The sequence below is a fragment of the Pseudomonas asturiensis genome, from assembly GCF_900143095.1.
GTDB classification, from domain to species: domain Bacteria; phylum Pseudomonadota; class Gammaproteobacteria; order Pseudomonadales; family Pseudomonadaceae; genus Aquipseudomonas; species Aquipseudomonas asturiensis.
In genome coordinates, this window is sequence record NZ_FRDA01000010.1 from 15880 (window position 1) to 33071 (window position 17192).

At 58.3% G+C, this 17192-nt stretch carries 15 protein-coding genes, 1 tRNA gene and 1 pseudogene; 5 read left to right on the forward strand and 12 right to left on the reverse strand.

Annotated elements, in window-relative coordinates:
- Window positions 1-231: 231 nt before the first annotated feature.
- The 5 genes and pseudogenes from BUB69_RS29680 to BUB69_RS17640 form a co-directional block, all read right to left on the reverse strand.
- A complete protein-coding gene (locus tag BUB69_RS29680; RefSeq protein ID WP_240033469.1) occupies window positions 232-801 on the reverse strand; it encodes a methyl-accepting chemotaxis protein in 570 nt (189 codons plus the stop codon).
- Window positions 802-1578: pseudogene (locus BUB69_RS29685) on the reverse strand (PAS domain-containing protein); the annotation flags it as partial.
- Between the two features lie 351 nt (window positions 1579-1929).
- Window positions 1930-2211, reverse strand: a complete 282-nt coding sequence (locus tag BUB69_RS17630; protein WP_024684676.1) for a hypothetical protein — start codon at window positions 2209-2211, stop codon at window positions 1930-1932.
- A 154-nt stretch (window positions 2212-2365) separates the two neighbouring features.
- On the reverse strand, window positions 2366-4825 hold the full coding sequence (locus tag BUB69_RS17635) for a M10 family metallopeptidase C-terminal domain-containing protein (protein ID WP_175561772.1): 2460 nt from the start codon (window positions 4823-4825) through the stop codon (window positions 2366-2368).
- A 46-nt stretch (window positions 4826-4871) separates the two neighbouring features.
- The gene (locus BUB69_RS17640; protein WP_141121873.1) at window positions 4872-5264 is read right to left on the reverse strand and encodes a hypothetical protein; all 393 of its coding nucleotides are present in this window, start codon (window positions 5262-5264) and stop codon (window positions 4872-4874) included.
- A gap of 368 nt (window positions 5265-5632) precedes the next feature.
- Between BUB69_RS17640 and BUB69_RS17645 the strand changes: the two genes are divergently transcribed.
- A complete protein-coding gene (locus tag BUB69_RS17645) occupies window positions 5633-6643 on the forward strand; it encodes a bacteriocin immunity protein (RefSeq protein ID WP_073168992.1) in 1011 nt (336 codons plus the stop codon).
- Between the two features lie 200 nt (window positions 6644-6843).
- Here the strand turns inward: BUB69_RS17645 and BUB69_RS17650 are convergent, their stop codons facing one another.
- The 7 genes from BUB69_RS17650 to BUB69_RS17685 form a co-directional block, all read right to left on the reverse strand.
- Complete coding sequence (locus BUB69_RS17650) at window positions 6844-7218, reverse strand: type II toxin-antitoxin system VapC family toxin (protein WP_073168994.1); 375 nt, start codon at window positions 7216-7218, stop codon at window positions 6844-6846.
- Window positions 7215-7442, reverse strand: a complete 228-nt coding sequence (locus tag BUB69_RS17655; protein ID WP_073168996.1) for a type II toxin-antitoxin system Phd/YefM family antitoxin — start codon at window positions 7440-7442, stop codon at window positions 7215-7217. Before BUB69_RS17655 ends, BUB69_RS17650 begins: the two co-directional genes overlap by 4 nt.
- A gap of 557 nt (window positions 7443-7999) precedes the next feature.
- Window positions 8000-8075 (reverse strand) — tRNA-Phe (locus tag BUB69_RS17665).
- Window positions 8076-8176: 101 nt separating this feature from the next.
- Complete coding sequence (locus tag BUB69_RS17670) at window positions 8177-8449, reverse strand: oxidative damage protection protein (protein WP_002555777.1); 273 nt, start codon at window positions 8447-8449, stop codon at window positions 8177-8179.
- A complete protein-coding gene (gene mutY, locus BUB69_RS17675) occupies window positions 8446-9513 on the reverse strand; it encodes an A/G-specific adenine glycosylase (protein ID WP_073168998.1) in 1068 nt (355 codons plus the stop codon). Before mutY ends, BUB69_RS17670 begins: the two co-directional genes overlap by 4 nt.
- Before the next feature lie 167 nt (window positions 9514-9680).
- Window positions 9681-11909, reverse strand: coding sequence for an AsmA family protein (locus BUB69_RS17680; protein WP_073168999.1), 2229 nt, complete (start codon window positions 11907-11909; stop codon window positions 9681-9683).
- A gap of 102 nt (window positions 11910-12011) precedes the next feature.
- Window positions 12012-12416, reverse strand: coding sequence for an acetyl-CoA sensor PanZ family protein (locus BUB69_RS17685; protein WP_073169001.1), 405 nt, complete (start codon window positions 12414-12416; stop codon window positions 12012-12014).
- Between the two features lie 263 nt (window positions 12417-12679).
- On the opposite strand from BUB69_RS17685, the gene BUB69_RS17690 reads away from it, so the two are divergent.
- The 4 genes from BUB69_RS17690 (at window position 12680) to BUB69_RS17705 (ending at window position 17115) form a co-directional block, all read left to right on the forward strand.
- Window positions 12680-14341 carry an OFA family MFS transporter gene (locus BUB69_RS17690; RefSeq protein WP_073169003.1) on the forward strand — a complete coding sequence of 554 codons (1662 nt, stop codon included), beginning with the start codon at window positions 12680-12682 and terminating at the stop codon, window positions 14339-14341.
- A 248-nt stretch (window positions 14342-14589) separates the two neighbouring features.
- Window positions 14590-15054 carry an Lrp/AsnC family transcriptional regulator gene (locus BUB69_RS17695; protein WP_073169005.1) on the forward strand — a complete coding sequence of 155 codons (465 nt, stop codon included), beginning with the start codon at window positions 14590-14592 and terminating at the stop codon, window positions 15052-15054.
- 216 nt (window positions 15055-15270) lie between these two features.
- A complete protein-coding gene (locus BUB69_RS17700; RefSeq protein ID WP_050586034.1) occupies window positions 15271-15894 on the forward strand; it encodes a YitT family protein in 624 nt (207 codons plus the stop codon).
- Window positions 15895-15918: 24 nt separating this feature from the next.
- On the forward strand, window positions 15919-17115 hold the full coding sequence (locus BUB69_RS17705; RefSeq protein ID WP_073169007.1) for an amino acid aminotransferase: 1197 nt from the start codon (window positions 15919-15921) through the stop codon (window positions 17113-17115).
- The last annotated feature ends 77 nt before the right edge of the window (window positions 17116-17192 follow it).

A 17192-nucleotide genomic window follows, 5' to 3' on the forward strand; every position in this document is an offset into this window, starting at 1 on the left:
ACGTCTGTCTGGATTCAGGGTGACGAATGCATTTCGACGTTCGAACGAACAGTACGAATTTAAAGGGACCGAATAAGGACGATGCAGGTGTTGAATAGACAGTTGTCAGGCGCGGAAAACAAAAACATAAAAAGCCCGCTGAGGCGGGCTTTTATATTTGCTGGGCAAGCCGTTACGGGATGAAAGTATGAACCGATTAAATGTCCAGACTTGCATCGTTACGCGAAAGACTTATTTCTTTCCGAGCTTTGAAAACGCTTCCGCTTCGTCCATGCGATTGGCAAACATGCTGACGGCTTCAACGGCGTCGCTCGCGCCATCCCGGATCTGAACAATCACCTGTCCCGCTTGATCCGCTAGCGTCACGCCACGGTTGGCGCCTTCCTGGGTGGCGCTCATGCTGGCAACTGCCTCGCGGGTTTCTGCCAGAATCTTGCCGATCATCTCGGCGATTTCCGTGGTAGAGCCGCTGGTGCGTCCGGCCAGTTGCCTCACCTCATCGGCCACGACCGCAAAGCCACGGCCCTGATCGCCCGCCCGTGCCGCTTCAATGGCAGCGTTGAGTGCCAGCAGGTTGGTTTGATCGGCGATGCCCCGGATGGTGTTGACGATGGCGGTGATCTGCTCCGAGCGATCGCCCAGTTGCCCGACCAGCCTGGCGGAGGAGCCGATGTTTTCCGCGATCTGGCGCATCTCGCGTGCGGTTTCCTGAATCACCAGAGTGCCTTGTTCGGCGACTTTCTCGGTTTCGGCCGAGATGTGATACGCCTTGGAGGCGCCATGTGCGTCGGCTTCCTGCATCTCCACCTTGGCCGTGATGTCGCTGGCGAACTTCACGACTTTGTAGAGTTTGCCATCGGTGTCGAAAACGGGGTTATACGTGGCTTCCAGCCACACAACCCGGCCATTTTTGCCGATGCGCTTGAACTGGCCGCCCACGAACTGGCCCTGGTTCAGCTTGCGCCAGAACTCCGAGTACTCGGCGCTGTTGACCAGCGACGGTTCACAGAAGGTCTTGTGGTGTTTGCCTTTGATCTCGCCCAGTGAGTAACTCATGACATGCAGGAAGTTGTCGTTGGCCGTAAGCACCTGGCCTGCCGGGTCGAACTCGCAAATCGCCATGGCGCGATCCACGGCGTTGAGCTTGCTGCGGCTTTCGTTTTCGAGCAGGACTTGCTGAGTGACGTCCAAGGCGTACTTGACCACCTTGATCACTTTGCCCTGCGCGTCGACCACGGGGTTGTAGCTGGCTTCCAGCCAGACGCTCTTGCCTGACTTGGCAATGCGCCTGAACGTGCCGGATATGAATTTGCCTGCCCGCAGGGAGGCCCACAGATCTGCATACTCGCGACTGCGTGCCACTTCCGGATCGCAGAAGTCGCGATGCGTCTTGCCGTGCAGTTCTTCCGCCCGATAACCCATTGCAGCAAGAAAGTTATCGTTGGCCCGAATGATCGTTCCGTCGAGCTCCAGCTCGACGATAGCCATTGATTTTTCGAGCGCGCCCATCAGTCCTTTGAGTCCTCCTACTTCGGCCTTCATGGCTGCCAGTTCAGTTCTGTCTTTCTTCCCGAACATAACCTGCCCCTAGTGTGGTGTTGCGGAACTCTTCATGTGAGTCTATCGACGACAAGGATGAAGGCATGAGGACAGCTACTCATTATTCTGACGGACGGAAAATACTAAAATTGACGCCAGAAATACCGCTGCTTTTCTCAGGAAGATATATAACAGCGCGTCTTTATCGAGCTCGATGATGGCTTTGAGCTACTTCAGAAGGGAGGGTTCAATGCATTTCGTGCGTAGCGTCGCCAAACGCCGGACAAAGAAAAGCCCGCGATGGGGGAGCGGGCTTAAGGATTCACACTTGGGAGCAGCTCTACAATGACGCAGTGGCTGTGAAAACTTTGTGAAGAGAATTGACTGTTTTTACTTTTTTTCAGGTGTTTGAACGGTGTTGGTCACGTCGGAGGTCGGCACGAAGGTTTTCGACTCTTCGGCAGCCGCTTCCTTGGACGCAGCCTTGTCTTTGGCGGCCTCGGCGTTTTCTTTGGCTGCGTCGTTGACCTTGGCCTGAGCAGATTCCATCTTCTGCTGAGCATTTTCCTGATGCGCCTGGGCATCCTGCGCTTTCTGCTCGGACTTGCTGTCGCAGGCAGCGAGACCCAGAGTAGCGGCGATGATGAGGGCAGAGGCAGTGAACTTAAGCACAGGATTTTTCCTTCGAAAACAAATGTATGGCTTCGATGGATGGCTCAAGCACTAAGTTCAATCGGCTTTAGACTCTGCGTGGAAAGTGGCTGTGCTCGCCGACTTTTCGTACAGGGCTTGCGCCGATGTCGTTCAGTGCGCCGTACTGATCGGTTCAGACATAGAAAATGTCACTCGTCTGGGCTGAGTTCCCCGTCACCTGTATCTGCGTGATTTCTGCGGACGCTGCCCCGTACTTTTGAATGATGCCGTTGATGACCGTCTGAGCGCTGGCCGGGTCGGTGACCGAGGACAGAATCGCCTTGGAGTCGATGCCCGGCGCGCCCGCGCCAGACACATGTTTTTGAGCCGCAAATTCACCCACGGCGATGCGCGAAATCAGAAAGTCCGCATCGCGTGTCGCATTCATGCCAGCAGTCAGGAAAGTGGTCAGAAAATCGCCCCGGCTGATGCGGGCAGCCGACAGGTCGTTGACCCAGTAGTCATAACCGGCCTGGTCGGCCTGGCGACCCAGCGCATTGTTGTAAGCGAACGTCACGTACTCGGCGGTCTGCAACTGCGTGCCACCCTCGCCATTCTGGGCACCGGCTTTGTACATGTTTTGACCCACAAGCAGATTGGCCGTGTTTTGTGCCATGCCCGTCTTGAGGTTGGCAGCCAGTTCGTCCGCCCAGTAGGCAAGGCCACTGTACTCGGGTGTACGGCCAAAGGCGCCGATGTACAGACTGATGAGAAAGTCCTGCTGACCATCGCTCAATCCCGACAGGTGCAGATTGGCGTCGGGAAGTTTCGTGGAGGAGGGCGCTGTGCCTGACGTCGTGCCACCGGACCCGGAAGTGCCGCCGCCACTCGTGACGGGGCTGCCGTTAACGACCTGAACATTGCTCACCTGGCCGATCAGCGGCGTATCGTTGGCCCACGCCGATCTGCCAATCAGCTCGTCCGCTCTGCCGACATCGTCAGGCACTGTGCCCTGACCTTCGGCCACGACCTTGCCATCCTTGGACAGCTGCATCAGGCCGTTGGCATTGACGCGCGCACTCCAGGTTGCGGTCTGGCCTTCCACGATCACGTCGTTGGCCACGATCTGGTAAGACGTCGACCCTTTGACGATGGCGAACGCCATGTCGTCAGAACGGCCGACCTGACCCAGCCATATATTGTCCGCGGCAGGCCCGTTGCCGAAATCGAAGATGCGCTGCCACGCGCCCGCATTCAGGCTGTCGAAGCGTGCCGTGGCGGTCGCGGTGAACGCTCCATCAATCTCGTAGGCGCTGCGAACCCATGTGTCGTCCGAGCGTGCTGAGAGTACAGTGAGGTGGCTATCGGCTTCACCGGCCTTGATCGTGCCGAAGCGGCCTTTCATGTTTTCCAGCAGGGCGGTGACATCCAGGGTCACGTCATCGAAGCTGAGCTTTTCGATGCTTCGCAGCGTGTCCACCGCGCCGGTTGCCATGTCGGTCATTCTGAGAATGCCGTTGAGCGCGAAGTCAGCATTGTAGAGGGCCTGATAGGCCGTGCTCAGGCCGGCGAAGAGCGCCGTGTCCGTTCCTGCGCCTCCATCGAGGTCGTCCCGGTCGGCGCCGCCCACCAGTATGTCATTGCCGCCGCCGCCCAGAATCGTATCGTTCCCGGCACCGCCTTCCAGACGGTTGGCTGCGTCATTACCGATAAGGGTGTCGCTGCCGCCACCGGTGATCGCATTTTCAATGACCACTCCCCTGGCAATGGCGAGGTTGCCAGCGACCCCGTCGATACTGGAGAACGCTTCTGCACGCAGGTCGATCTTCTGGTCGGCCGAACGCAGGCTGAAGTTGAATGTATCGATGCCGCCCGAGTCGAAAATGGTCGCGGCTGTTCCCTGGACAACATCCGTTCCAGCCGCAAAGACAGTGCGGAAATCGCCATACGTGTCATTGCCCGTGTTCACGCCCGAAGAAACGCCATACAGCGTCTGGGTAGCGAGTATGTCAGCCAGCATGGGCGTAATGGCGAAGGCAAAGGCTGCCGTGTCGTAGGGATTATCGTTCTGGTCGAAGTACGACATGATCGACTTCTGCCAGCTGTCTTCCTGATAACTCGCATCGGTGCCGAAATTCGCAGAGCCGTTGTAGTTGCCGCCATGGCCAAGACCGATCGCATGCCCGATCTCGTGGACAAACGTCTGCAGTTTGTACCAGCTGCCATTGGACCAGTTGGCCTCCACGTTCACGATGCTGCTGACAATCAGCCCGTTGGATGAGGTCGTGGAGTTGGCATACGCGCCGCTCTGGTCCTCGCTGAAGTCGATTTGTGCCCAGCCTGTCGTTTCAATGAATTTGATGCCGGTGGCATTGGACCAGGTTTGCAGCGCGGCGCGCGCGGTGTCCTGATTATCGGCGCGCAGGGCAGCGATATTGACTGTTATCGAGCCGCCAGCCCGCACATTGAAATGGTGAGGTTGACCGCCCACATCCTGCCAGAACCCATCTGTCAGGTAGCGGGCCTGCTGATCCAGCGTAAAGGACGGCAGATTGGCCGCGACGTTGCTGGTGGTCTGCGTGCCTTGTGCATCGAGTTTATCGAGGCAGTTTGGCCCTTTCAGGTTGGGATACGTCATACACAGAACACACATGGAGCCGACCTCAAGCGTGGGCAACAGGGACATAAAACGTGAGCATTTACCGCGCCGCAGGAGACTCGTGCAGCAAGGCGTTTACATAATCTCGAAGCATCCGCTCCGATAACGTGGCGTCGGTGACCTGAAAACGAAGGGTCGGCCCGCGTCCTTCGACGCCATTTGTTGCTCTCCAGGCCAGATGACCTGACAGGCTCGTTGATGTCCTGAGTTCCTCGACGAACGCTATCGTGGGCAGCCCTGTCGTTTGCGGCACAACCTCGACCTGTCGATGCTCTTGCGACAACGCAGCGGCCAATGCCCGGCACATTCCGCTCGAGGGCTCCTCGCAGATCACGTACAGAACACCGGGTGCCAGCTGATCCTGATTTGCTTGCGCCATGGGTATACCGACTCCGCCATTGAGTACGATGAGCATCAGCGCCACGGCAGCCATGAAACGCCTCGTAAAACCCGAAGCAAAGACCCGCCTGCGACACGACGCTTGCTGAACCATCAAGAACATCCTCAATCCGGCGCTCGGCCATTTGCAAGACATATCACGATTCAGGGTTAGCGGCAGGCGGCGGGAATTATTTAACGGAGGGGTTATGGCTGAGGCATCAATCATTCAGTGTCCGCACGCGCGTCCGTTGAATTCAAGCAGGCATGCTGCTTCTTAAGCGGGGTATGGCGGTGCGTCTTAAGATTCGTCCTGGCTCAACAGAGACCATTCACTCAAGCCGCATGGCTGCGGTCCTCTTACCTTGTTCGAGCAATTTTCCTAGCTTCGCTCCCTCACGATTCTTTAACTGAGGGGGGCGGATGAGTAGCCACAGCGTTAGCAAACAACACTTTTCGGATTACACGGAAGCTGAATTTCTTCATTGCATGGAGCAAATCCTCGGCACAAAACCTCATGGGAGGGACCGGCAGGCAGAGAGGCTGTTGAACCGCTTTGCTGAGGTGACCGAATATCCTGACAGTACAGACCTTATTTTTTGGCCAGAGGACGGTTCTGACACGTCAGCCAAAGGTATTACTGACATTATCCGCCAGTGGCGCGAGGCGAATGGTTTGCCGGGCTTCAAAGCTGCCGATCCTGACTATCAACCGCCCAGGCACGAACCTGCGGGTAGCATGGGCATTGACGAGGTCAAAAAGCTGCTGGTAAGACCCGCCGCTGAATTTGTAGTCAGCAATAGTCCATCCACAGATCAGGTTGTAGAAAGCTGGATCGGCAAAGTGTCCCTTTACGGACTTGAGGAAGGCGTACCCAAGAATGATCAAGGGGTAGAGCTGCACCCCTATGCGCAGTTACACCTTGGTAGCCTGCCGTTCAAGCATCCCCTGCTTGAGGGTGTCAGTGTCATTACGCTGTTTGTCGCGGAGCCTTTGCCTGAAGCCTTTGAGCCTATGGGCAATAATTGGCTGATTCGCGAGTATGGGCCTGACCACGTGCTCGTTCCTAAAGAGCTACCTGTGGCGGGCTCGACTATCAAAGCCGTGTCATTGAAAGTCGCCTTTGTAGCAGAAGATTTTCCGCTGTGGGATGAAGGTGGAATACCCACGTATCTGGACGCAGAGATCGTCGAGCTGGAACGTTCGGGACAGATCGAAAGCTATGAAGATTTAGGGGCACATGCTTATGGTCATAAGGTCGGTGGGTATCCGTCTTTCTGCCAGCCTGGCATCGACCCTGGGGAAGATTTTGAATTTGTGTTTCAACTATCAAGCGATCCTGAGATCAATCTGAATGTGGTTGACAGTGGATCCCTGATGTTCTGGAAAAGCAAAGTAACCGGCGAGTGGGTACTTTATTACGATTTCTACTGATCTCGTGGATTGCGCAAAAGCCGTCGTGGGTAGCATGCAGGAAGGAGCGTTCAAGGAGGCAGTGGAGCAGGGTGACGGCCGGGATCAGAGGCATCGCCCAAGGCTAAGCTGTGGAGGCTGGCCCTGGGTGTCCTCGGGCTTGGCGCTTCGGGCGGTGGTGGACTTCGCCAGGCAGGGGCTCGTTTCACATGCTGCTTTGATCAAACGATAATAGTGTGCGGATAGTCGTGCATAGCGCCATCGTGAGTCACAAGGCTGACTCCTTCGGCCAGCGCCTGGGCAACCATGATGCGGTCGAAGGGATCGCGATGATGGTTGGGCAATCTGTCTACAGTCAGGCCGTGGACCGAAGTAATCGGCAATTCAAGGTAGCCAGCATCGATCAGTTCCTTGCGCAGCAATGCGGGGTTAACACCGGTCCGCTCCGCACCCTTGATCGTCAGCTCCCAAATACTGGCAGCACTGAAATACAGGGTATTGGCCTCATCGTCGATGAGTTGAGCCGCTGTTTCAGAAAGCTTCCGATCCCCTGTGACGGCCCAAACCAGAACGTGAGTGTCGAGCAGTAACTTCATTCCTTTGCCTCGAAAAGATCAGCGATTTCAGCATCCATGGCGTCCGAGGCTTCTGCGTTGAATGTCAGGTTGCTCAGCATCCCGCGGCGCTTCGGTGCCGTGATGGGGACCAGCTTTGCTACGGGTATGCCAGCCTTGGCGATGATGATGGTCTCTCCGCCTGCCGCTGCATCGACAAGCTGCGAGAAGTGCGTCTTGGCTGCATGGATGTTATGGGTCTGCATGGCATTGCCTCCCGTGGATTGGTTTAAGGGATAGCTTGGTCCACTAGGTGGACTAAGTAAAGTGCCTCTCGATCAAATGCATGAATATTCGTTTCATGAAAGGCAGCCTTTCAGCAGAGGCTCCAGTCAGGATTAGCCACTCAGTGCAAGGACCCATTCAGCGGTGCGCGATAACGCGTGAGGCACCGATTACAGCGAGTACACCCGCGACCTGATCTGTGGTGAGCAAGAGCGCAGTGCCGAGAGCGAAGGCATCCGCCTGGCTCTGGTAGAGGACGATTCAAGCGGCGAACCCAGCCCATTCAACGCCGATGAGTTCAAACGGAGAATGCTGAAAACGCATGGCTGAATAGCGCCTTGCAGGCCACACCCCCATCAGCTTTTTCACTGATGAAATGTAAGTGGATTCGTAGACTGAGTTGATCTGCTCACGAACCTGCTCGCAAAGAGGTGGGCTTTCAAGGGTGTTGTGAGGAATCGTAGACAACAAAAAGCCCGCACGAGGCGGGCTTCTTGTGTGTTTTCAGGTGTGCTTGGCATCACCTGAAAACGAAAGGTGGTGCCCAGAGACGGAATCGAACCGCCGACACGGGGATTTTCAATCCCCTGCTCTACCGACTGAGCTATCTGGGCAACGGGGCGCATTAAACGTGTTTTTCAGGAGGTCGTCAAGCGCGTTATCAAAAAATATTGAATTATTACCGACGCTTACGACCTTCACTGCGTGAAACGCTTTATTTCTCGGGGGGAACGTAGCCTTCGGCCTGGGCGTATTCCTCGCCGGACAGGAACTTGTCCATCTCGGTCTGGAGGAATTTGCGGTCTTCGGCGTTCATCATGTTCAGGCGGCGTTCGTTGATCAGCAGGGTCTGGTGTTTCTGCCAGTCGGCCCAGGCTTTCTGCGAGACGTGATTGAAGATGTCTTCGCCCTTGGCACCCGGATAGGGCGCGCGTTCAAGGCCTGGCAGTTCTTCTTTGTATTTGCGGCACATTACGGTGCGGGTCATGACGACTCTCCTGCGTTCAATACGTCGGCTGCGCGTTTGAGCAGCTTTTTCACCGGGGCGGCAAGGCCCAGGCGCGGCGGGGTGGCGAGGTTATACCAGAGCCAGTCGGCCTCGGCCACGTGATGGGCGGACTCCTGGACCTGTACCAGCCAGGGTTCGATGCTCAACTGGAAGTGGCTGAAGGTGTGGATCAGGCCGGGCAGTTCGTGGTGTTTGCCCAGTTCCAGTGCGTGCTGTGTGGCCAGGTGCTGCACGTCGTCGAAGTGATCGAGTTCGGGCAGGCTCCACAATCCGCCCCACAGTCCGCTGGACGGGCGTCTGTACAGCAGAATTGCGCCGTCGCCGTTGGCGAAGATTGGCATGAGTGTGCGCTTCTGCGGGACGGTCTTGCGTGGCTTGGGGATCGGGTAGCGGGTTTCCAGCCCCAGCATGTGTGCCTGGCAGCCGCGTTCGAGCGGGCAGAGCAGGCAGCTGGGTTTGCTGCGGGTGCAGAGCGTTGCGCCCAGGTCCATCATGGCCTGGGTGTAGTTGTTGACCCGTGTGTGGGGCGTGAAGCGCTCTGCCGTGGCCCACAACTGTTTGGCGACCTTGGGCTCGCCCGGATAGCCTTCCTGCGCCGTGAAGCGCGCCAGAACGCGTTTGACGTTGCCGTCCAGGATCGATGCGCGGATACCCATGCTCAGGCTGGCGATGGCTCCGGCCGTGGACAGGCCAATGCCGGGTAGCTCCGTCAGCTTTTCAACATCGCGGGGAAATTCGCCGCCGTGTTCGGCCACGATCAGGCGTGCGGTTTTCTGCAGGTTGCGGGCGCGGGTGTAGTAGCCCAGACCGGTCCACAGGTGCAGCACTTCGTCTTCCGGCGCTGCGGCCAGAGCCTGCACGGTGGGCAGTGCTTCCATGAAGCGGTCGAAGTAGTTCAGCACGGTGCTGACCTGCGTCTGTTGCAACATGATTTCCGATACCCAGACCCGATACGGTGTGATGCCTTGCTGCCAAGGCAGGTCGTGTCGGCCGTGGCGGTCGTACCAATCCAGCACGGCGCTGGAGAATTGCTCGGGTTGCATCGCCTGGTGGGCTCCTGTGAAACAACTCATGACCGGGTGAAATGCTGCTGTTGAATGTGGGAGTGAGCTTGCTCACGAAGGCTATTTTCCAAACGATGCATCTCGATCGAATGAACCGGCCCTTTCGCGAGCAAGCTCGCTCCCACGGTTTTGTGCAGGTTTACTGACTAGCGCTTGAACAACCCCTTGAGCGCATCCTTGAGTTCCGGGCTGACCTTGTCGCCCAGTTTCTCGTCGAGCTTGTCTTCGAGTTTTTCGCTGATCCGGTCACCGGCCAGCTTGGCGGCGATCTGGCCGATGCCTTCCTTGTCCAGACGGCAGGCTTTGGCGCCCAGTTCCAGTGGGCCTCGGCACTGCACCGGCCACTCGATGCCGACGTAGCGCGGGTTGATCTCGCAGGCAGGGTCCGGCATGTCGCTCTTGTCGCCTTCGACGATGATGCCGACGCGGTAGTTCATGCCCAGCACGCGCAGGTCGACATCACCGTTGCCGTTGACGGTCAGGCCGGGGATGCGCACCTTGAGGTCCGGGTTGCTGGCTACGCCGTTGCGTACCACCAGATTGCCGTTCAACTGCTGGAACGGCGTGTCCTTGGCACGTGGCTCGCCGGCCAGCGGCTTACGGTTCAGGACGGAGATGCCCCTGCACAGTTGTTGCTCGAGGTTGGCGTTGACCAGCACGCCGTTGCTCAGGGCAAAGCTGGCGGTGCCGTTCAGGCTGTCGATCAGGGTTTTTTCGCTGTTGCCCTTGCCGGTGAGGTCGCTGTTGAGCGTCAGCAGGCCGCGCACGGGCGGGGTTTGTCCCTGACTTTCAAGCACACGCTCGATCGGCACCTTGGCCACGCGGGTCTGCACATTGATCGCCGGGACGTCAGGGCGTGCATCCAGGTTGCCCTTGACCTCGAAGTTGCCGTTGTAGAGATCGCCGCTCAAGGTGTCGAGTTTGATCACGCCACCCAGCGCCTGGGTCTTGAGTGCTGCATTCTGGATTGGCAGTTTATCGAGGGTCAGCTTGCCGAAGCTCAGGTCGGCCTGAACATCCAGGGTCCGCAGGCGCTCCAGTGGCAGCAGTCTGGCGGTGCTCCACGCAGCCTTGGTCGGTTGCTCGGGCAGCGGCGAGTCACCGGCAACAGCGGCGGCTTCACCGCTCTGCACTTCGGATTTGCGCGCGGCCTTGGCGCCTTTGCTTTCTTCGCTTTCGGCCGGACGATAGCGGTCGGCGTCGAAGGTGTCGCCCTTGAGCTGAACGCGCAGGGCCTGTTTGGCGAAGTCGTCTATCGCGATGCGGCCGGTAAAGGTGCTGTCGTCGACCTTCAGGTTCAGGCCGTCCAGTACAACGCTTGTGGGCGTGCCGCTAAGGCGGGTGACCATTTCGACCTTGCTGAGTGCGCCGTCACCCATCGCGGGCAGCGGCTGGCCGATGTTGTCGAAGAAGGTGCGCAGATCAAGCTGGGCGATGGACAGGCCGCCACTGATCTGCGGTGTCTTGTCCAGGTCACGGGCCCGCAGCTCGCCCAGGGCGCGCAGCTGATTGGCCGAGATCTTCAGGCTGTTCCATTCGGCGATGTTCGCTGCCAGGTCGACCAGCAGTTGGCCCTGAGCCGAAAAGGTCACGATCTTGCCCTGCAGGGGTTCGCCTGCGACTTCGCCGGACAGGCGCATGTCTTCGAACTGATAACGTTTGAGTACGCGGTCCATGCGCAGCTCGCCGACCAGTTCGGTCTTGGCGCGCACGACAGGCTGGTTGGTGCTCAGGAAGGCGGTCAGCTTGACGGGAATGTCGGACGCTTCGCGAATCGGGCCGGTGCTCAACTGGATGCTTTCTGCCGTGAAGGTCCGGCCTTTGCGGGCGTCGCTGTAATCCACGCGGGCGTTGTTGACGGTCAGGCTGTCGATGTCGAGCCTGATCGGCTGCGAGGCTCGTTCAGGCTTCGAGGCTTCCGGCGTCGGAGCGGGCGCGGCATCGGGTTTCTGCTCGGTAGACGCGACGGCAGGCGGTTTGCCGATGTCTTCCCAGTTGCCATGGCCTTGTTCGTCGCGATGCAACACAAGGTTCAGGCCTTCGACACGCACGTCGCTCATTTGCACCTGGCGGCGCAACAACGGCAGCACGCGTACGGACAGGCCCAGCATCTGCACATCGGCGAACGGCTGATCGGGGGCGGTCAGGGTGGCGACATGCGCGTCATGCAATTCCAGTCCGAGCCACGGGAACAGGCTCCAGCCGATGTCGCCATTGAGCGTCAGCTCGACGTTAGCCTTTTCGCGTGCCAGCTGCCGTATCTCGTCTTTGTAGTCGTTGGGATCAAACAGATGGGTCAAGGCAAAGCCGAGAGCCACGATGATCAGCAACAACCCGAGAATAAACAGCCCCAGGATTTTGCCGAACGCTTTCATGGGCGAGTCCTTGTGTCGATGTTCAAAAAATAGCCCACGAGTATACCGCTCTGACGAGCGTCTCGGGCTTCGGATGCTCTCATGGTGGGCGACAGCCCCGTTTCAGGGTTTTGCGACTTCCAGCCGCACCTGGAGCCTGGCTGCCAGAGCGAGGACTTCGGGACGCTCGGCAGGTGCCAGCAAGCGTAGTTCGCAACCGGCGTCGGCGGCCAGTTTCAACGCATGGGAGACGATGCGCCCGGCGACACCGCGGCGGCGGGTCAATGTGCGCACGCACAGGTGCGACAGATGCCAGACAGTGTCGCCACGTGCCAGGCGTGCGGCACCCAGCAGTCGATCATTGAAGCGAGCGGCCAGCAGCGTGCGTCCGGCAAGGGCGTTTTCGATCAGAAGCGCAGCGTCGGCGAAGGGCGGGAACAGGTCGGGCGGTGCGTCACGGTAGATTTTGTGAAGGTCTTCCTGATCCTGACAAGTGGGCGAACTTATTAACCCAACTAAGACCGGCATGCGTTTCTCCTGACGTTTAATTGATTGCATCTATGGGGTCATAGATAACGTGGATTAAGTTGATGAATTTGATAATAAAAAGCCTGTAACAAGATGCTTATTGGCCATCAGTAAGTGATAGTCTCCGCTTCTGCTGAAGTCAGGTGCGTCTTTTTGTCACGTATCTGAACACGCTGCCGATAAAACAGACATGGCCGTCCGGCATGGAGTCTGGGGCGGACCAGCGGAACCATCTGCGAGCTTCACACATTGGGGTAATCATAATGAGCACAAGCACAGCCTTGGGCGGCGCTGCCGTTCAGCCTGCGTTCTTGTCCAAAGAGCGCATTATCGCCAAGCCCGGTTTCAACCGTTGGCTTGTTCCACCTGCTGCACTGGCCATCCATCTTTGTATCGGTATGGCGTATGGCTTTTCGGTTTTCTGGTTGCCGCTGTCCAAGGCTATCGGTGTTTCGGCACCTGTCGCCTGTACGCCGGACATGGGTTTCTTCGCACAGATCTTTGCATCGACCTGTGACTGGCAGATCTCCATGCTGGGCTGGATCTATACCCTGTTCTTCATCTTCCTGGGCTGTTCGGCTGCCATCTGGGGTGGCTGGCTGGAGCACGCAGGTCCACGCAAGGCTGGCGTCGTTTCGGCCCTGTGCTGGTGTGGCGGTCTGCTGATTTCTGCGCTGGGTATCTATACCCATCAGATCTGGCTGATGTGGCTGGGCTCGGGTGTCATCGGTGGTATAGGCCTGGGGTTGGGCTATATCTCCCCGGTGTCGACCCTGATCAAGTGGTTCCCGGACAAGCGCGGCATGGCGACCGGCATGGCGATCATGGGCTTCGGCGGCGGCGCAATGGTCGGTGCTCCTCTGGCCACTGCCCTGATGGGCCACTTCGCGTCCGCTGATGGCGTGGGCGTCTGGCAGAGCTTTGTCGTGATGGCGGTGATCTACTTCATCTTCATGATCGGCGGCGCACTGGGCTACCGCGTGCCACCGACCGGCTGGAAACCGGAAGGCTGGACCGCTCCGGCGGCCAAGGCCAAGAACGCGATGATCACCAACCGTCACGTGCACGTGAGCGTGGCCTGGAAGACACCGCAATTCCGTCTGGTCTGGCTGGTGCTGTGCCTTAACGTGTCTGCCGGTATCGGCATTCTGGGTATGGCGTCTCCGCTGTTGCAGGAAGTGTTTGCCGGCAAGTTGCTGGGTAATGACCTGACGTTCAGCCAGCTCAATGCCGATCAACTAAAAGCCATTGCGGCCATTGCTGCAGGCTTTACCGGTCTGTTGAGTCTGTTCAACATCGGTGGTCGTTTCTTCTGGGCTTCGTGCTCTGACTACATCGGCCGCAAGGCAACTTACTTCGTATTCTTCGCTCTGGGCTTCCTGCTCTATGCGTCGGTTCCGACCCTGAGCCACATGGGCAGTATCGCGCTGTTCGTGGCGGCGTTCTGCATCGTGCTGTCAATGTACGGTGGCGGTTTCGCAACAGTGCCTGCTTATCTGGCCGACCTGTTTGGTACACAGATGGTGGGTGCGATCCACGGTCGTCTGCTGACTGCATGGGCTGCGGCCGGTGTACTGGGTCCGGTATTGGTCAACTACCTGCGCGAGTATCAACTCAGCCACGGTGTTGCACGTGCCGATGCCTATGACATCACCTTGTACATCCTTGCCGGTCTTCTGGTGCTGGGCTTCATCTGCAACCTGCTGATCCGCCCGGTTGCCGACAAGTACTTCATGACCGACGCCGAACTGGCGGCCGAACAGGCCATCGGTCACGACAAGGGCGCCAATGCCACCACATCGCTGGAGTGGAAAGCTTCCGCGGGCAGCAAGCCGCTGGTGATTGCGGCCTGGCTGGCAGTGGGTATCCCGCTGGCGTGGGGCGTCTGGATTACGCTGCAAAAAACCGCAGTACTGTTCCACTAACAGTCTGGCGGTCATGAAAAAGCGCATGCACTTCGGTGCATGCGCTTTTTTTTTGATCTGGTTTTGGGGTGATGCCATCAGGCGCCGCATTCACGGCGGCAGGGACAAGAGGGCTTGCGAAGGCTGTGTTTCGAAGCGCGCACGGCTCATGCGTGGACCGGTCCATTCATGAGCACGCTCACTACCGCTGACGATGAAACTGGTAGGCTTACTGCCCTGAAACCCCTCCAGCGCGAGCGATTGCCTTCATGAAAGCGAATGAAATCGATGACTTCGATTTGAAGATTCTGACGTTGCTTCAGGCCAACGGGCGTCTGACCAATCAGGAGTTGAGCGATCTGGTGGGGCTCTCGGCGTCACAGTGCTCGCGTCGCAGGATCAGCCTGGAGCAGGCGCACCTGATCCTCGGTTATCACGCCCGCGTTGCGCCGCAGGCGATGAGTCGCGACGTGCTGGCGATGGTCGAAGTGCGCCTGACCAGCCATCGGCCGGAGCACTGGGAAGAGTTTCTGGCGCTGGTGGCGGATGTGGGTTCGATCATCGACGCCTACAAGACCACGGGCGATGCGGATTACACCCTCAAAGTCGCGGTGGCGGACCTGGACAGTCTCAACAAGCTGATGGCGCAGATCACCGCAGGCAATTGCGTTGCTCACATCAAGACGGCGGTGGTGCTGGAGCGCTTGAAGGAAAACAGCGTTGTGATCTTCTGACACCTGCTATGCACCGAAGTGGCGCACTGGTGCCAGTCTATGCGCGCAAATAACGCATAAAAATTGAATTTAAAGATTGATATAAGCGTTTTGTCGCCAATATTTGCGCGAATCACGCTGCATCTATAGATTGCCGCTCAAAGTGTGAGTGAGGCAGGGTATTTCGTTTTTTTGAAAGCCCGACATTCATGGACATCGACCGAGCCGGGCATCGCAATGACTATCAGCACCTCATCATCCGCGCGTTTTGCGACGCGTCACTCGGCTCAGGAAGACGTGTTCGCACTCGTGATCGCGACCGTGCTGGTCTCTTTCGGCGTGGTGCTGCTGCGTCAGGCAGGGGTGATGACGGGAGGTACGGCAGGCATAGCGCTGTTGATTCATTACTCGTTCGCCCTGCCGTTCGGCGCCGTGTTCTTTGCGCTCAATCTGCCGTTCTATTACCTGTCATTGCGCAGGATGGGCTGGCTGTTCACCCTCAAGACCTTTTGCGCCGTCGCGCTGGTGTCGTTCTTCTCCGATCAGCACGCCGTGTTCATCCATATCGATCAGTTGCAGCCTTTTTATGCTGCGGTGCTGGGCAACCTGATTCTCGGCGTCGGTTTTCTGATACTTTTCCGTCACAAAGCAAGTCTGGGCGGGGTTAATATTCTCGCGCTGTACTTGCAGGACAGATATGGCTTCAAGGCGGGCTGGTTGCAGATGGGTATCGACATCGGCGTACTGCTGGCCTCCCTGACGTTCATCAGCCTGCCGATACTGGCCTGTTCCATACTCGGCGCAGTGCTGCTGAACTTCATCATTGCGCAGAACCACAGAGCTGATCGCTACTCGGCCTGATTCATTATTCAAGGAGTTGTTTGCATGCTAGCCCACGTGGAGTCGTACGCCGGTGATCCGATCCTTTCGCTGATGGAGACCTTCGGCAAGGACCCTCGCGCCGACAAGGTCAACCTCAGCATCGGCCTGTATTACGACGCGCAGGGTTGCATTCCGCGCCTGGCGGCAGCGGTTACCGCGCAGCAGCAACTGGCCGAGGGCGAGCAGACAGCGTCGGTGTACCTGCCGATGGAAGGCCTGGCGGCGTATCGTCAGGCCGTGCAGACCCTGTTGTTTGGTGCGGACAACCCGGCTGTGCTGGCCAACCGTGTGGCCACGATCCAGACCGTGGGCGGTTCCGGCGCGCTGAAAGTGGGGGCCGACTTCCTCAAGTATGCATTCCCCGAGTCGCAGGTCTGGGTCAGCGATCCGACCTGGGAAAACCACCACGCGCTGTTCGCAGGGGCGGGTTTCAAGGTCAATACCTATCCCTACTTCGATGCACAGAGTGGCGGCGTGAAGTTCGATGCCATGCTGAGCGCGCTGCAGCAACTGCCTCCCCGCAGCATTGTTTTGCTACACCCGTGCTGCCACAACCCGACCGGGGCTGATCTGTCTGTTGCGCAGTGGGATCAAGTGGTCGAACTGGTCAAAACGCGTGAGCTGATTCCGTTCCTCGACATCGCCTACCAGGGCTTCGGCAACGGCATGGACGAAGATGCCTATGCGATTCGGGCAATGACGAACGCAGGCGTCACGGCGTTCATCAGCAACTCGTTCTCGAAGATTTTCTCGCTGTATGGCGAGCGCGTCGGCGGGCTGTCAGTGGTCTGCGAAGACAGCGCGTCGGCCGTCAACGTGTTGGGTCAGCTCAAGGCGACCGTGCGGCGCAACTACTCCAGCCCGCCGGCTCATGGTGCGCATGTGGTTTCCCGCGTGCTCAATTCGCCGCAACTGCGTGATCAGTGGCTGACCGAGGTCGAGGTCATGCGCCAGCGCATTCTCGACATGCGCACGCGTCTGGCGTCGGTGCTGGCGCGCAAAGTGCCGCAGCATGATTTCAGCTTCATCCTGCGGCAGAACGGCATGTTCAGCTACACCGGCCTCACGCCGGCACAGGTCGACGAGCTGAGGGAGGCACACGGCGTGTACCTGATCCGCAGCGGCCGCATGTGCCTGGCCGGGCTGAACGAAGGGAATATCGACAAGGTGTGCGACGCGATCGCCAGCCTGTTCAGCTGATTTTTCCGGGCGCGGTGTCCTTTGCCCCTGACGCGATGAGGTCTCGCAGCCGCGCAGAATGTGGGAGGCCTCACCAC

Bases quoted from the DNA above. Each gene is read 5' to 3' on its own strand.
- BUB69_RS29680 (WP_240033469.1), bottom strand. From the start codon at position 801: ATGCAGGAAGCCGACGCACATGGCGCCTCCAAGGCGTATCACATCTCG.
- BUB69_RS17635 (WP_175561772.1), bottom strand. From the start codon at position 4,825: ATGTGTGTTCTGTGTATGACGTATCCCAACCTGAAAGGGCCAAACTGC.
- BUB69_RS17640 (WP_141121873.1), bottom strand. From the start codon at position 5,264: ATGGCTGCCGTGGCGCTGATGCTCATCGTACTCAATGGCGGAGTCGGT.
- BUB69_RS17645 (WP_073168992.1), top strand. From the start codon at position 5,633: ATGAGTAGCCACAGCGTTAGCAAACAACACTTTTCGGATTACACGGAA.
- BUB69_RS17650 (WP_073168994.1), bottom strand. From the start codon at position 7,218: ATGAAGTTACTGCTCGACACTCACGTTCTGGTTTGGGCCGTCACAGGG.
- BUB69_RS17655 (WP_073168996.1), bottom strand. From the start codon at position 7,442: ATGCAGACCCATAACATCCATGCAGCCAAGACGCACTTCTCGCAGCTT.
- BUB69_RS17670 (WP_002555777.1), bottom strand. From the start codon at position 8,449: ATGACCCGCACCGTAATGTGCCGCAAATACAAAGAAGAACTGCCAGGC.
- mutY (WP_073168998.1), bottom strand. From the start codon at position 9,513: ATGCAACCCGAGCAATTCTCCAGCGCCGTGCTGGATTGGTACGACCGC.
- BUB69_RS17680 (WP_073168999.1), bottom strand. From the start codon at position 11,909: ATGAAAGCGTTCGGCAAAATCCTGGGGCTGTTTATTCTCGGGTTGTTG.
- BUB69_RS17685 (WP_073169001.1), bottom strand. From the start codon at position 12,416: ATGCCGGTCTTAGTTGGGTTAATAAGTTCGCCCACTTGTCAGGATCAG.
- BUB69_RS17690 (WP_073169003.1), top strand. From the start codon at position 12,680: ATGAGCACAAGCACAGCCTTGGGCGGCGCTGCCGTTCAGCCTGCGTTC.
- BUB69_RS17695 (WP_073169005.1), top strand. From the start codon at position 14,590: ATGAAAGCGAATGAAATCGATGACTTCGATTTGAAGATTCTGACGTTG.
- BUB69_RS17700 (WP_050586034.1), top strand. From the start codon at position 15,271: ATGACTATCAGCACCTCATCATCCGCGCGTTTTGCGACGCGTCACTCG.
- BUB69_RS17705 (WP_073169007.1), top strand. From the start codon at position 15,919: ATGCTAGCCCACGTGGAGTCGTACGCCGGTGATCCGATCCTTTCGCTG.